Origin of the sequence: Streptomyces sp. NPDC048442, assembly GCF_040651475.1 — a bacterium.
Taxonomy (GTDB): domain Bacteria; phylum Actinomycetota; class Actinomycetes; order Streptomycetales; family Streptomycetaceae; genus Streptomyces.
This window is the reverse complement of record NZ_JBEZKB010000039.1, coordinates 1-14514: the sequence shown is the minus strand read 5'-3', so window position 1 is coordinate 14514 and position 14514 is coordinate 1. Positions and strand designations below refer to the sequence as shown.

Sequence of the window (14514 nt, the reverse complement as noted above, 5' to 3'; positions counted from 1 at the left end):
AAGTGATATCACTTTACAGCGAATCCTGGCGACCGCATAGGCCCGTAGCCATGACCGCATAGGCCCGTAATTCGGACTCGTTTCCTCAACTTCGCTCACTCCTGGCAACCTTTGGGCACTCTTGTTCGTCAGGTTCCCCTGAGGGGGGTGCTGATTGTCACGTCCATAAAAGTGGTGATTGGCACCTATTTGTCCTTTCCGGCGGTGTTAGCTTTCTGAGCTGATCCGGCGAGTGTTCGGTGAGTATGGCGAGTGACGACTGAGAAGCGGAGCAACTGACCAATGGGCCGAGCGGATGCGCGCAGGGCCCGGCAGCGCGGGTCGCGCCGGGGCGGGACTGCCGGGAGGAGCGGAATACGCCGCTTCTTCACCTGGAAGAAGATGCTGGGCACGTTCTTCGGGATCTGTCTGCTCGGGATGGGCGCCTTCCTGGCGCTCTACATGTCGATCGAGGTCCCGGCCGCGGGCAATGCGTCGGCGACCCATCAGAGCAACGTCTACAAGTACAGCAACGGCGCGATCCTCGCCCGTACCGGCAAGGGTGACGGGTACAACCGGGAGAACGTCGCCCTCGCAAGTATCCCCGAGGACGTCCGGTGGACGTTCGTCGCAGCCGAGAACATGTCGTTCTACGAGGACGAGGGCATCGACTTCAAGGGCACCGCCCGCGGTCTGCTCAACACGATCACCGGCAAGGGCAAGCAGGGTGGCTCGACGATCACCCAGCAGTACGTGAAGAACTACTACCTCACGCCCGACCAGACGATCAGCCGCAAGCTGAAGGAACTGGTGATCTCGCTCAAGGTCGACGACAAGTACTCCAAGGACGAGATCCTGCTCGGCTACATCAACACCAGTTACTACGGGCGTGGTGCCGCCGGAATCCAGGCCGCCGCCCAGGCGTACTACGGCAAGGACGTCGGGAAGCTCACGGTCGAGGAGGGCGCCTACCTGGCGGCCCTGCTCCAGGCGCCCAGCAGCTACGACGTCCTCACGGCGACCCCGAAGAGCAAGGCGCTCGTCATCGAGCGCTGGAACTACGTCCTCGACAACATGGTCAAGATGGGCCAGCTCAAGCAGGCGGACCGGGCCGGCATGAAGTTCCCCCACGTGATCAAGCGGCGGCCCGACCCCGGCATGAAAGGCCAGACCGGTTACCTCGTCGAGGCGGCCAACCAGCAGCTGATGGCCCGCGAGAACATCGACGAGAAGGAACTCGCCGCCGGCGGCTGGACGATCACCCTCAACATCGACCCGAAGCGGCAGAAGGACCTGGAGAAGGCGGTCGACCGCCAGCTGGAGTCCAAGCTGGACCGCAAGAACAAGAAGATGGTCGACCGCAACGTCCAGGCGGGCGCGACGTCCATCGACCCCAAGACCGGCGCGGTCGTCGCCCTGTACGGCGGAGCCGACTACCTCTCGCACCAGATCAGCAACGCCACCCGCACCGACTACCAGCCCGCGTCGACGTTCAAGCCGATCGTCTTCGCCGCCGCGCTGGAGAACAATTCGGAGACGGCGGACGGCGAGCCGATCACCGCGAACACGATCTACGACGGCACCAGCAAGCGGAAGGTCAGCGGCCCCTCCGGCTATGCCCCGCAGAACGAGGACGACAGGGACTACGGTGACATCAGCGTCCAGGAGGCCACGGACAAATCCGTCAACTCCGTCTTCGCGCAGATGATCGTGGACGTCGGCGAGAAGCTCGTGAAGCAGACCGCGATCCAGATGGGCATGAAGGACCGAGGCGCCTTCGGTCCCACCCCGTCCATGGCGCTGGGCTCCATGCAGGCCAACACCATGGACATGGCGGCCGTGTACGGCACGCTCGCCGCGCACGGCAAGAAGATCACCGCGTCGGTGGTCCAGAAGGCCGAGCACAAGGACCGCGAGACCATCAAGCCCAAGGGGTTCGCCGACGGCGAGGGCATCAGCCGTCAGTCGGCCGACACCTTGACCTCCGTCCTCGAACACGTCGTGGAGGAGGGCACCGGCAGCGCCGTCAACAACGGCAAGTACCACGCGGCGGGCAAGACCGGCACCTCGGAGAACAACCACTCGGCCTGGTTCGCGGGCTACACCCCCGATCTGGCCACTGTGGTCGGCCTGTTCGGCGAGAAGGCCGACGGGCCCGGCCAGACCACCCTCACCGGCACGATGGGCAAGGGGCGGGTGAACGGATCGGGCTTCCCGGCGAAGATCTGGGAGGACTACATGACCGGTGCCCTCGACGGCAAGGACACCGAGTTCGACCTGGAGGTCAAGGAAGGCGCCGAGTACCGGACGCCGCCCCCGCCCCCGGAGACCACTCCTCCGCCCACCAAGACCAAGGACCCCGAGGAGCCGGACCACACCCAGCCGCCGAAGGACACGGCCCCGCCGCACACCCCTCCGCCGACCCACCCCCCGGCCGACGGCGGGGGCCAGAACGCGGGCCAGGACGGCGGTCAGAACGCGGGTCAGGACGGCGGTCAGAACGAGGGCCAGAACGGCGGCACCCCCGGCCCCGACCCGGACCCGGGCACCGACCCGGGCGGTGACGGCGGCACCATCGACGGCAACGCCAACACGGGCCAGGACGGCGGCAAACCGGGCGGCAGCCAGAACGGCGGCAACGCCAACGGAACCCAGTGGCCATAGAGCCGCAGCCGTAGCGCAGCCGCAGCCGCAGCCCTAGCAGCCCCACAGGTACGGATGTGAGAAACGGCGGCCCCCACCCTCACAAGGGTGGGGGCCGCCGTTTTCCCGTTCCGGCCCCACGCCTAGTGGAACCGCGCCGAGATCCGCTCGCCCAGATCCTTGTCCACGTTCCGCCAGTACGTGAACGCCCGGTCGAGGACCGGCTTGCTCACGCCGTCCGACAGGTGCCCGACGATGTTGCCCACCAGCCGGTCCCTGGCCGCGTCGTCCAGGACGTCGCGCACCAGCGTGCCCGGCTGGCCCCAGTCGTCGTCGTCCCGGCGCAGCGTGTACGCGTGGTGCACCATCTCGCCGGCCGTCTGCCACCCCGCGGGCTCGCCGAAGCGGGCGGTGTCGGCCGCCGGGCCGCCGTACGAGTTCGGCGCGTACACCGCACCCGTCCGTGACGGCTCGTACCGCATCGGCCCGTCCTTCGCGTACGAGTTGACGGCGAACCGGGGCCGGTTCGGCGGCAGTTGCGCGTAGTTGGGCCCGATCCGGTACCGATGGGTGTCCGGGTACGAGAAGAGCCGTCCGAGCAGCATCTTGTCCGGGGACGGGCCGATGCCCGGCACCAGGTTCGACGGCTCGAAGGACGCCTGCTCGATGTGGACGAAGAAGTCCTCCGGATTCTCGTTCAGGGTCATCCGGCCGACCTCGATCTCGGGGTAGTCCGCGTGCGGCCACACCTTCGTCAGGTCGAACGGATTGAAGCGGTAGTCCGGCGCGTCGTCGAACGGCATCACCTGGACGTACAGCTTCCAGGTGGGATGGTCCCCGCGCTTGATCGAGTCGAACAGGTCCCGCCGGTGCACGTCACCGTCGGTACCCGCCATCGCGTCGGCGTCCTCCTGGGTGAAGAAGTCGATGCCCTGCTCGGTCTTGAAGCGGTACTTCACCCAGAACCGCTCGCTGCCCGCGTTCACCCACAGATAGGTGTGCGAGCTGAAGCCGTCCATGTGCCGGTACGTCTTCGGGATGCCCCGGTCGCTCATCAGGATGGTGACCTGGTGGGCGGACTCCGGCGACAGCGTCCAGAAGTCCCACTGCATGTCATGGTCGCGCACACCGCTGTCGGGGCGGCGCTTCTGCGAGCGGATGAAGTCCTGGAACTTCATCGGGTCACGGACGAAGAAGACCGGCGTGTTGTTGCCGACCATGTCGTAATTGCCGTGCTCCGTATAGAACTTGAGCGCGAAACCGCGCGGGTCCCGCCAGCTGTCCGGCGAGCCCTGCTCACCGGCGACCGTCGAGAAACGGGCCAGCATGTCGGTCCGCTTCCCCGGCTGGAAAAGATCGGCCTTCGTGAACTGGCTGACGTCATTGGTCACTTCGAAGAAGCCGTACGCACCCGAACCCTTCGCGTGCACCACCCGCTCGGGCACCCGCTCCCGGTTGAACTGGGCCATCTTCTCGATGAGGTAATGGTCCTGGAGCAGGATCGGCCCGTCGGGCCCGACGGTGAGCGAATGCTCGTCGCTCTCCACCGGGATCCCGGCGTTGTTGGTGGTGTACGGGGCGGTCTGCGGCGTGCTCTGCGGCGCTTCGCGAGTCTCCTCGGTCACGAGCGTCCTCCCGGAGATTGGTGGGAATTGGGTCGCTACGTCCGACTGCCCCAGTCAACCCCGCCGACACTACGTCGGCAACACTTGGACCGAATCCAACCCCGGAAGGCATCCGAATCCAGCCCCGGAGGGCGTCCGAATCCAGCCCCGGAAGGCATCCGCACCGCCCCTTCTCCTCCGGTCCGCGCTACCCCTTCTCCTCCGGTACGGAGCCGGGCAGGCCCAGCTCGAACCAGACGACCTTGCCGCTGCTCAGCCGGGTCGCACCCCACTTCCGCGCCAGCCGGTTCACCAGGAAGAGCCCACGCCCGCCCTCATCCGTGTCCCGGGCCCGCCGCTGCCGGGGCAGCTGCGGCGAATCGTCGCCGACCTCGCACCGCAGTACGTCCGTACGCAGCAGCCGCAGCGTCACCGGCCGCTCCGCGTACCGCACGGCATTGGTGACGACCTCGCTGACCAGCAGCTCCACCGAGTCCGACAGCTCTTCGAGCCCCCAGCGCTCCAGGGCCCGCCGGGCGAGCCGCCTGGCCCGACCCGGAGCCTGCTCCTCCGGTTCCAGGAACCAGTACGCGACGTCGCTCGGCGCAATCCCGTCGAAACGGGCCGCGAGCAGCGCGATGTCGTCGTCCCGGTCACCGGGTCCGAGCATGTCCAGGACGTCGTCGCAGAGCGCTTCGAGGGGCGGCGGATGGTCGGGTCCGGTCAGCTGGGCGGTCGCGGCGAGCCGCTCCCGCAACTGCTCGATGCCGGTCCACACGTCCCGCAGCCGGGACTCGACGAGGCCGTCCGTGTAGAGGAGCAGCGTCGCTCCCGCCGGAGCATCCAGCTCCACGGCCTCGAAGTCGACGCCGCCGACCCCGATGGGCGCCCCTGGCGGTACCCGCAGCACCTCGGCGCGGCCCCCCAGGTGCAGCAGGATGGGCGGCGGATGCCCGGCGTTGGCGATGGTGATGCGGTGCGCGACCGGGTCGTACACGGCGTACATGCAGGTGGCCATGCGGTCGGTGCCGAGCCGCTGCGCCTGCTCGTCGAGGTGGTGCAGCACCTCCTGCGGCGGCAGGTCCAGCCCGGCGAGGGTCTGGGCCGTGGTCCGGAACTGCCCCATGATCGCCGCCGATGTCATGGAGTGCCCCATCACATCGCCCACGACCAGCGCCACCCGGCTGCCCGGCAGCGGAATCGCGTCGTACCAGTCCCCGCCGACCCGCGCGGTCTCGGCGGCGGGAAGGTACCGGGACGCGAGCTTCACGCCGGTCGGCCGCGGCAGCGAGTCCGGCAGCATCGTCCGCTGCAGCTCGTCGGCGATGTACGCCTCGCGCCCGTACAGCACGGCCTTGTCGATGCCGAGCGCGGTGTGGGTGGCCAACTGGGCTGCCACCAACAGGTCGTTGGCCTCGAACGCCGCCCGTTCCGGCCTGCGCAGGAAGACGGCCGCGCCGATCACCCGGCGGCGGCCCCGGAGCGGGGCGAGTATCGCGCGCCGCCCGTCGGGCAGGCCGCAGTCGCCGCCCAGCAGTTCGGGCAGCGCGACGCGCGCGGACGCCGCGTCGCCGAACACCGGCCGCACCCCGCGCAGCACCTCGGCCAGCGCACCGCCGCTGAGCACCTCGCACAGCTGCTGGGCGGGCGAACCGTCGCTCATCACGGCGTCCAGTTCCTCGCCCGCCGGGCCCTCACTGCTTAAACGCAGCCGGTCGGTACGCCGCAGCCGCAGCATGAACGGCACGGCGGGCCGCTCGTCCCCCACCGGCAGCGGATCCCTCAGATACACCAGGATCGCGTCCGAGAAGGTGGGAACGGTGGCCCGGCACAGCCCCAGCACGATCTCGTCGAGATCGATGCCGCGGGCGATCCGCCGGGTCGCGGCCCCGACGAACCGCAGCCGGTCGCCCTCGGACCTGGCCGGGGGCGGAGTGCCCCCGGAGCCCGGCACTCCGGGTCCAGGTACTCCGGGTCCCGGCACTCCGGGTCCCGATACTCCAGAACCTGGCCCTCCGGGCCCCGGCGGCCCTCCGGCAGCCGTCGCGGCCATGGCGGACTCTTCCTCCGGCTCCTGCCTCGGCCGGGCGCGCTCGTGCGGCCTGGCAACCAGGGGCTGCCGGCCTTCGTGCGAGGTGGACTGCTGCTCCGTCACGCGTGGGATTCCGTCCGTCCGGGGAGCTTGTGCGCTGCAATCGCTATGAGCGATATACCCGCTCTGCGGGCGGCGTCGACAGAAAGGTGGCCTGTGAACGTTACAGAACCGCACGCTTTCTCGTGCAGCTTCACAGAACCACCCCCTTTTGGTGACATACGGTCAGGTCCTGCTCTACGCCCGGTAGTTACTGCATATTTCTACTGGGTGTGCAGTCTTCCGGAGGACGATCCTACGTTTGGACCCTGGGGGCGCATCAAGAGTCTCACGTCGTCATGTGCGCCGGGGTGCGGTCCCAGTCATCCGGAAGATCCGGCACTCCCCAGTGCGGATCGGGCCGCCAGTCCTCCCACCCGTCGGCGAACGGCGCCCCCCAGGCCTCCACGGTCCGCACGGCGGCAAGACCCGCCTCCCGTACGCCCTCGGCCTGCCGCTCTCCCACCAGCCCCACCCGCCGGGCCTGCGCGAACTCGTCCTCGTCCAGCCACATCCACCGCCGGTCGGGCGCCACCGCGATGTCCAGAAAGTGATCCTGCGAATCGACCCCGCCGACCCATCGGGCCCGCGGCTCCTCCAGGTTGATGTACCAGTTCTTGAACCGCCATCCAGGCTCCCAGAACAGCCACACCGACCAAGGCTCCCCGGGCCGCGCCAACTTCAGCACCCCGGTCCCGAACCACCGCGAGGTCGTCGTCCGCCGCGCCTTCGTGTACCGGGTCTCCAACGGCTCCTCATGCACCGAAGTCCCGTCCACGAGAACGGGCTTCACGCACTCCGTCCCCGGCGCCATCCAGACCGCGAGCAACTCGTCGGTGTCCTGCACGACGGTCACGGGCCGGCAGATGTGAATGCGCGGAGAAGCATTGTCCCGGTACCGCCAGAGAATCCGATCCCCCGGCACCCATCTGCCCCCGCCCGCCCCGCCGGCTGCGCCCATGTGCTCTGTCATGGAGAGATTTTAGGAGTACGGGGGTGCAGCCGCAGCGATTTGGATCACGAGGCACGCCCCGGGGCTCAGACGACCGGCGGCCGTCCTGCGCGGGTCAGCCGCAGCACGGTCCGCCAGCTCATCGGCGCCCGTACGCCCGGTTCGCCGCGAAACCCCTGGGCGAACCCCGCGAAAGCGACCCGCCGCGCGTGCCCGTCGCGTACGCGCCAGAGGGTGAGCAGCACCCAGGCGGCGAGATTGGCGGGGATCAGGAGACGGGGGAGGTTGCGCCGGGCCAGCCAGACCCTGTTGCGGGCGCTCAGCTCGTAGAAGCGGTCGTGCCGGGCGGGGTCGGTCGCAGGGTGGTGGACGATGATGTCCGGCGTGTACAGGCCGGTGTACCCGCGGTCCCACAGCCGCCAGGCCAGGTCGATCCCCTCGTGGAAGAGGAAGAAGTGGCCCGGCCAGCCCCCGACCTGCTCGAAGGCACTCCTCCGTACGAGCACGACGCCCTCGGCCATCACGGTCACGACACCGGGCCGCGCGGGGTCCGACGCCCGAAGCCGCGGCACCCAGCGGCGCAGTGTGACGTGGGTGTCGGGGTCGGCGATGCGGGGCTGTACGTAGGCGAGCCGGGGGTCGCGGTGGAGGTGTGCGGCGAGCCGCGCCAGGGCATCGCGGTCCGGGAGGACGGCGTCGTTGTCGAAGAAGATCAGGAAGTCACCTTCGACGTTCCGCGCCCCGACGTTGCGCCCTTCGGGAATCCCCAGGTTCTCCGGCAGCGAGACCGTCCGCACCCCCTCGGGCACCTGCTCCGGAACGCACCCGTTGCCGACGACCACGACATCCAGGTCCACCCCCTCCTGCGCGAAGAGGGACTCCAGCGCCAGACCGAACTCCCGCGGGCGGTCGTTCATGGTCAGGACGACGGCGCCAATGGACGTACGGGCTGCGGTACCAGGGCTCACGGAGGGTCCGTCCTCGGATCGGGGCGCCCTACCCTAGTGCGGCGACGGCCTCGCCTGCCGTCGAACGCCAAGGGGGGAGGACCCGTGTTGTTCACCGTGCCGCCGGGCGCGACCGGGTTCACCGCGCCGCACGACGAGCCCCTCCCGGTCACCGGCCTGCGCGCCTTCCGCGCCGCCCTGCACGCTGCCGCGCGGGCCGCCGGGGGCTCGGTGGTCGGCCCTGAGTCACCTGCGTATCCCCTGGCCTTCCACACCGCAGCGGTCACCACCCGCGCCGGGGAAAGCATCCTCCTGTGCCACGCCCACCTCCCCTGGATCGCCTTCGTGCGCGAGCGGCTGTGGGGGTACGAGGACGAGTTCCTCGCGCCGCCGGAATGGGCCGGGGCCTTCGTCGGTGCGGGCTTCGAAGTGCTGGGCCGGGAGCAGCTCGTCGTGCCGCTCGCGGAGGTGGACACCTCGGGGCTCACGGAGTTCGAGCGGAGCCGGATTCGGTACCACGGGACCGGCACCCTGGGTGGCGTGCTCTTCAACGCGTGGGACTGATCCGGCCGGCGTCGAGGTGTCCACCCCGGCCAGGCGTGCTACGGCCGGGTCATGCTCAACACGTCCAGCGCCGCGTCCAGTTGGGCCTCCGTGAGGTCGCCGCGTTCGACGTAGCCGCCCTCGATCACGACCTCGCGGATCGTCTTGCGCTCGGCCACCGACTTCTTGGCGACCTTCGCCGCCTCTTCGTAGCCGATGTACTTGTTGAGCGGAGTGACGACGGACGGGGACGATTCCGCGTATTCGAGGGCCCGCTCGCGGTTGGCCGTGATGCCGTCGATGGTCCGGTCGGCCAGCAGGCGGGTGGAGTTGGCGAGGAGGCGGATCGACTCCAGCACGTTCTTGGCGATGACGGGGAGCATCACGTTCAGCTCGAAGTTGCCCGCCGCGCCCGCGACGGCGACCGTCGCGTCATTGCCCGTCACCTGAGCGGCGACCATCAACACCGCCTCCGGGATCACCGGGTTGACCTTGCCCGGCATGATCGACGAGCCCGGCTGGAGGTCGGGGAGGTTGATTTCGGCCAGACCGGTGCGCGGGCCGCTGGCCATCCAGCGCAGATCGTTGGCGATCTTGGTGAGCGAGACGGCGATCGTACGGAGCTGGCCGGAGGTCTCGACCAGGCCGTCGCGGGCACCCTGGGCCTCGAAGTGGTCCCGGGCCTCGGTGAGCGGGAGACCCGTGGCGCGGGCGACTTCGGCGATCACGGCGGCCGAGAAGCCGGGAGGGGTGTTGATTCCGGTGCCTACCGCCGTGCCGCCGAGCGGGAGTTCGGCGAGGCGGGGGAGGGAGGCGCGGAGGCGTTCCACCCCGTACCTGACCTGCGCCGCGTAGCCGCCGAACTCCTGGCCGAGGGTGACCGGGGTCGCGTCCATGAGGTGGGTGCGGCCGGACTTCACGACGTCGGAGAATTCGGCCGATTTGCGTTCCAGGGATGTCGCCAGGTGTTCCAGGGACGGGATCAGGTCGCCCGTCACCGCCGCCGTCGCCGCGATGTGGATCGAGGACGGGAACACGTCGTTGGAGGACTGGGAGGCGTTGACGTGGTCGTTCGGGTGGACCGAGCCGCCCGACTTTCCCGAGCCGCCCGACTTCCCCGAGCCGCCGGTGCCCCCCGGGGACGCGAGCCGCTCCGTGGCCAGCGTCGCGACGACCTCGTTCATGTTCATGTTGGAGGACGTGCCCGAGCCGGTCTGGAAGACGTCCACCGGGAAGTGCTCGTCCCAGTCGCCGCGGGCGACCTCGTCCGCCGCGTCCGCGATCGCGCCCGCCACGTCCTTGTCCAGGACGCCCAGCTCCGCGTTGACCTTCGCCGCTGCCGCCTTGATACGGGCCAGGGCCTCGATGTGGGCCCGTTCCAGCCGCTGGCCGGAGATCGGGAAATTCTCCACGGCCCGCTGGGTCTGCGCACGCCACTTGGCGTGCGCGGGAACCCGTACCTCACCCATGGAGTCGTGCTCGATCCGGTATTCGTCAGTCGTCATCGCGACAACACCTCCTGTGAAAGTTGAGCGGTTGTCTTGTTCTGGGTATTCCCAACTCGGCTACCGGCCAGTAAATACCTCGGGTAACAACCAACCGGGGAGGCGCAATGGCGCGCACCAGGCACAGATTCCGCAGCACCCTCGCCGTGACCGCCGCACTCGCGGCAGCCGTCGGCGGCATGGCGGCCACGACCACCGCCACAGCGGCTCCGAACGACGCGCGGGCCGCCGCCGGATCCACCCCCCTCCCGGCCGAGCTGGAAGCGATTCGGGCGGCCGAGGCCACCAAGCTGTACGGTTCGCCGGCCGAGCGGCCGATGGGGGAGCGCAAGACCGGACTCATTTCGCTCGGCGACAGCGAGATCTCGGGCGAGGGCACGGGGACGTACGAGGCGCCCACGAACGGGCCGACCAACTGGTGCCACCGTTCGCCCGACGCCGCGATCCACAAGACCTCCGTCGCCGCCGACGTGACGTACAACGTCTCCTGCTCGGGCGGCTACACCGGAAACATCAAGATCGGCGGTAGCAAGCAGTACGCCGACGAGCTCGTGCAGAGCGACAGCCTCGCCATCAAGGCGCGCAACACGAAGATCAAGATGGTGGTGCTGGTCGCCGGGGCCAATGACGACCTGCAGTTCGGGCCGGTCATGACGGACTGCGTGACCCGGTACCTGACGCTGCAGGGCCCGTGCGAGTCCAAGTATGCGGGCGGCTGGCAGGCCCGGGTGGACGGTCTCGTGCCGAAGGTCGAGCAGACCATCAAGGATCTGCGGACGACCATGACCGGGGCCGGGTACGCCGACTCCGACTACAAGCTCGTCGTCATGGGCTACCCGAGCCCGATCGGGCCCGACTTCAAGGACAACCCCAACTTCCCCGGCAAGCTCGCCTGCGGCGGCCTCGGCTACGACTCCGACACTGCCTGGGGCCGCAACGTCGCCGTCCCCGCCTTCGAACGCGGCATGCGCAAGGCGGCCGCCTCCACCGGCGCCACCTACCTCGACAACTCCCGCCTCTTCCACGGGCACGAGGTCTGCTCGGAGAACACCTGGGCGCGCGGGCTCTACATCGACCTCTCCAAGCCGGGCACCCCGGACGAGAACTCGGTCCGGCAGTCCTTCCACCCCAACATCAGTGGCCACGCCGCCTTCGCCTCCTGCCTGTCGCAGATCTACAACTCCGGCCTCCGTGAAGCCGGTTGTGCCGACCCGGCGTCCACAGGCAAGCCGGTGCTGACCCCGGGCGCCTGGGACGACGCGTACAAGCCGCTCAAGAACGCCTCCACCGGTACGTGCGTGGACGCACCGGGCTCCGTCACCCGCAACGGGACCGCCGTCGGCGGCTGGGACTGCCACGGCGGCCGCAACCAGGGCTGGTGGTACGACGGCGCGACCAAGTCGCTGCGTACGGAACTGAGCCACGACCGGTGCCTGGACGTACCGGGCGCCAAGTACGAGCCGGGTACCGCCCTGGTGCTGTGGAACTGCTCGGGCGCCGCCAACCAGCAGTTCCTGCGGCAGGGATCCACCCTGCGCCCGGCCGCCTCCACCGGGCTGTGCGTCACCCTGTCGGCGGCCAAGGACCCGCTGAAGCTGCGGGCGTGCGACGGCTCGGCGAGCCAGCAGTTCGCGTGACCCTTACGTTCGGAGCATGATCACAGCACTCTCCGTAACCGTCGCGGCGCTGGTCGCGACACTCGCTCCGACGGCGCAGACTCCGGCTTCGGTGTCCTCCCCGGCCCCCATCGGGGAGGACGCCGAGTCGGTACGTGCGTACTGGACCGCCGACCGGATGCGGGAGGCGGTCGCCGCCACCGGGACACGGGACCGGGCGGCCGGGGAGGCCCGGGGCGACGAACCCCCCGGTGGCGTCCCCTGGAAGGGCGACCCCCGCGACGTCGCGCACATCGGGCGCCTCTTCATGGTGCTGCCCGGCGGCCAGAAGGCCACCTGCACGGCGGCCGTCGTCACCGCCGCCAACCGGGACGTCATCTCCACCGCAGGCCACTGCGTCCACCTGAAGGCGGTGGGCGGGGCGATGAAGTCCCTCCTCTTCGTGCCCGGCTACGACGACGGCAAGGCCCCCCACGGCAGCTACCCGTCCCGCTCCGTGGGCGTCTCGCCCGCGTGGACCGCACGCGAGGACCACGCCGCCGACTTCGCCTTCGTCACCCTCGGTACGGACGACCGGGGGCGGCACGTCCAGGACGTGGCCGGCTCCGTCCGCGCAGCCTTCGACGCGCGACCGGGCGGTGCGCGCGCCGCGCTCGGCTACCCGTTCCTTCCCCCGTACGACGGAAAGGCGCTGCAGTACTGCGAGGGCAACGCCACCCCGGTGAAGGACGACCGCCTCGCGGGCGGCTCCGAGCTCAGGCCGTGCCGCATGACGAACGGGGCGAGCGGCGGGCCCTGGTACGCGCGGACGGCCCGCGGCGGGATCGTCCAGGTCGCCGTCACCAGTGCCCGCCCGAAGTCGGCGGACTTCAAGGACGCGGCGTGGGGTGCGATGTTCAACAAGGCCGCCGAGGCCCTGTTCAAGGCCCAGGAGGCACTTACCTCGCGGTAATCACCCACAAATTAGTAGGTACTTGATCACCCTCATCGCCGGGGAGAAGCTGAAGCCCTGCCCCAGGAACCCGCCCGGAGCCCCTACCCGGCGAGCGAGGAGGGTGCGAGAGAGGAGGGCGCGCGAGAGGAGGGCGATCCGTCCAGTTCCGTCAGTATCTGCAACCGCCGTCTGCCCCATGCTCCGAGCGGCGCCAGCGCCGTGTTGAGCTCCTGGCCGAGCTCCGTCAGTGAGTACTCGACGTGCGGTATCGCCGTGTCCTCGAACACCTCGCGGTGCACCACCAAGTCGGCTTCCAGCTCGCGCAGTTGCTGGGTGAGGACCTTCTCGCTGATCCCGGGCAGCTCCCGCCGGGTCGCGCCGAAACGGCGCGGCCGCTCGTGCAGCGCCCACAGGATGAGCACCTTCCACTTGCCGTCGACGACGTCTATCGCCGCGTCAAGACCGCATTGATACGGCTGATTCTTCAACTCCGCACACCCGCCCCTCGTTTCCGCATGCCCTCACACAACCCCATGCATGGAGTCCATCATGAGTGCCCCCACTGACAACGCGACCGACAGCGCGACCGGCAGCGCGACCGTCCCGGCCAAGCGGCCCGTCACCGTCCTCGGTCTCGGCCCGATGGGCCAGGCCCTCGCCGGGGCGTTCCTCGCGGCGGGACACCCCACCACCGTGTGGAACCGCACGGCATCCCGTGCTGATTCCCTCGTCGCGAACGGAGCGGTGCTCGCCGCCACCCCCGCAGCGGCCGCACACGCCTCCGACCTGGTCGTCGTCTGCGTACTCAACTACGAAGCCGCCCTCGGCATCCTCGGGAAGGCCGGCGACGCCCTGAAGGGCCGTACGGTCGTCAATCTCACCGCCGACACCCCGGCCCGCGCCCGCGAGGCCGCCGCCTGGGCGGACACGCAGGGCGTCACGTACCTCGACGGCGCCATCATGACCCCCGCCCCCACCGTCGGCACCCCGCACGCCGTCTTCCTCCACAGCGGCCCCACGGACGCCTACGAGGCGCACCGCGACACCCTCGACTCCCTCGGGGGCACCGCCTCCTACCTCGGCGAGGACCCGTCCCGCGCCGCCTCCCACGACGTCGCGCTCCTCGACCTGTGGTGGACCTCGGTCAGCGGCCTCGTGCACAGCTTCGCGCTGGCCCGCTCGCAGGGCGTCGCCGCCACCGACCTGGCCCCCTTCGCCAAGAACATCGGCAATCTGCTCACGTCGTTCATCGACGAGATGGCCAGGAGGCCGACGCGGGCGAGTACCCCGGCACGGTCAGCGACCTCGTTTCCGCCGCGACCGCCATGGCCCACATCGCCCACGCCTCGGAGGAAGCCGGTCTGGACTCCTCCGTGCTCCGCGCCGCCCAGGCCGTCGCGGACCGCGCGGTCGCCGAAGGCCACGGACAGGAGAGCACCCTCGGCATGCTCGACACCATCGCGCGGCGCTGAGCAGGCACTCTCTCGCGAACTCCGCGAAGCGGCCCACCGGCCCGCACGGGTGCGGGTAGAGCCGGGGGACGGGGGCGAGGGCGTGCGGCCGGGAGGGGCAGGCTTTTGGGGGCGCGGGGAACTGCGCGATCAGCCACGACGCACCCGCACGACGACCACCGGCCCCGCCGCCCCCCAAGGAGGCTGGG

General features: G+C 69.8%; 10 protein-coding genes and 1 pseudogene. 5 read left to right on the top strand and 6 right to left on the bottom strand.

Annotated features, from left to right (window positions below; translation table 11 throughout):
• Positions 1-282 precede the first annotated feature (282 nt).
• Positions 283-2643, top strand: coding sequence for a transglycosylase domain-containing protein (locus AB0D18_RS37150; protein WP_362429268.1), 2361 nt, complete (start codon positions 283-285; stop codon positions 2641-2643).
• Positions 2644-2765: 122 nt separating this feature from the next.
• On the opposite strand, the gene AB0D18_RS37145 is transcribed toward AB0D18_RS37150, so the two are convergent.
• The 4 genes from AB0D18_RS37145 to AB0D18_RS37130 form a co-directional block, all read right to left on the bottom strand.
• Positions 2766-4247, bottom strand: a complete 1482-nt coding sequence (locus tag AB0D18_RS37145) for a catalase (RefSeq protein ID WP_362429265.1) — start codon at positions 4245-4247, stop codon at positions 2766-2768.
• A 187-nt stretch (positions 4248-4434) separates the two neighbouring features.
• A complete protein-coding gene (locus AB0D18_RS37140) occupies positions 4435-6381 on the bottom strand; it encodes a SpoIIE family protein phosphatase (RefSeq protein ID WP_362429263.1) in 1947 nt (648 codons plus the stop codon).
• A gap of 265 nt (positions 6382-6646) precedes the next feature.
• Positions 6647-7330, bottom strand: coding sequence for a DUF402 domain-containing protein (locus tag AB0D18_RS37135; RefSeq protein WP_362429260.1), 684 nt, complete (start codon positions 7328-7330; stop codon positions 6647-6649).
• Positions 7331-7395: 65 nt separating this feature from the next.
• Positions 7396-8277 carry a glycosyltransferase family 2 protein gene (locus tag AB0D18_RS37130; protein ID WP_362429258.1) on the bottom strand — a complete coding sequence of 294 codons (882 nt, stop codon included), beginning with the start codon at positions 8275-8277 and terminating at the stop codon, positions 7396-7398.
• Between the two features lie 84 nt (positions 8278-8361).
• Between AB0D18_RS37130 and AB0D18_RS37125 the strand changes: the two genes are divergently transcribed.
• Positions 8362-8820, top strand: a complete 459-nt coding sequence (locus tag AB0D18_RS37125) for a hypothetical protein (RefSeq protein WP_362429255.1) — start codon at positions 8362-8364, stop codon at positions 8818-8820.
• A 38-nt stretch (positions 8821-8858) separates the two neighbouring features.
• Here AB0D18_RS37125 and AB0D18_RS37120 read toward each other — a convergent pair whose 3' ends face one another.
• The gene (locus tag AB0D18_RS37120) at positions 8859-10304 is read right to left on the bottom strand and encodes a class II fumarate hydratase (protein ID WP_362429251.1); all 1446 of its coding nucleotides are present in this window, start codon (positions 10302-10304) and stop codon (positions 8859-8861) included.
• Positions 10305-10411: 107 nt separating this feature from the next.
• Here AB0D18_RS37120 and AB0D18_RS37115 point away from each other — a divergent pair, with 107 nt between their 5' ends.
• Together AB0D18_RS37115 and AB0D18_RS37110 are read left to right on the top strand one after the other, a co-directional pair.
• The gene (locus tag AB0D18_RS37115) at positions 10412-11941 is read left to right on the top strand and encodes a ricin-type beta-trefoil lectin domain protein (RefSeq protein ID WP_362429248.1); all 1530 of its coding nucleotides are present in this window, start codon (positions 10412-10414) and stop codon (positions 11939-11941) included.
• 16 nt (positions 11942-11957) lie between these two features.
• Positions 11958-12872: a hypothetical protein gene (locus AB0D18_RS37110; RefSeq protein ID WP_362429246.1), complete on the top strand. Its 915-nt coding sequence runs from the start codon at positions 11958-11960 to the stop codon at positions 12870-12872.
• 83 nt (positions 12873-12955) lie between these two features.
• On the opposite strand, the gene AB0D18_RS37105 is transcribed toward AB0D18_RS37110, so the two are convergent.
• Entirely contained in the window at positions 12956-13342 is a 387-nt protein-coding gene (locus AB0D18_RS37105) for a helix-turn-helix domain-containing protein (RefSeq protein ID WP_362429243.1), read from the bottom strand.
• 49 nt (positions 13343-13391) lie between these two features.
• Between AB0D18_RS37105 and AB0D18_RS37100 the strand changes: the two are divergent.
• Positions 13392-14326 (top strand): annotated as a pseudogene (locus AB0D18_RS37100) (NAD(P)-binding domain-containing protein).
• Positions 14327-14514: the final 188 nt, after the last annotated feature.

Coding starts and splice junctions, on each gene's coding strand:
- AB0D18_RS37115 (WP_362429248.1), top strand. CDS start 10,412: ATGGCGCGCACCAGGCACAGATTCCGCAGCACCCTCGCCGTGACCGCC.
- AB0D18_RS37150 (WP_362429268.1), top strand. CDS start 283: ATGGGCCGAGCGGATGCGCGCAGGGCCCGGCAGCGCGGGTCGCGCCGG.
- AB0D18_RS37110 (WP_362429246.1), top strand. CDS start 11,958: ATGATCACAGCACTCTCCGTAACCGTCGCGGCGCTGGTCGCGACACTC.
- AB0D18_RS37135 (WP_362429260.1), bottom strand. CDS start 7,330: ATGACAGAGCACATGGGCGCAGCCGGCGGGGCGGGCGGGGGCAGATGG.
- AB0D18_RS37120 (WP_362429251.1), bottom strand. CDS start 10,304: ATGACGACTGACGAATACCGGATCGAGCACGACTCCATGGGTGAGGTA.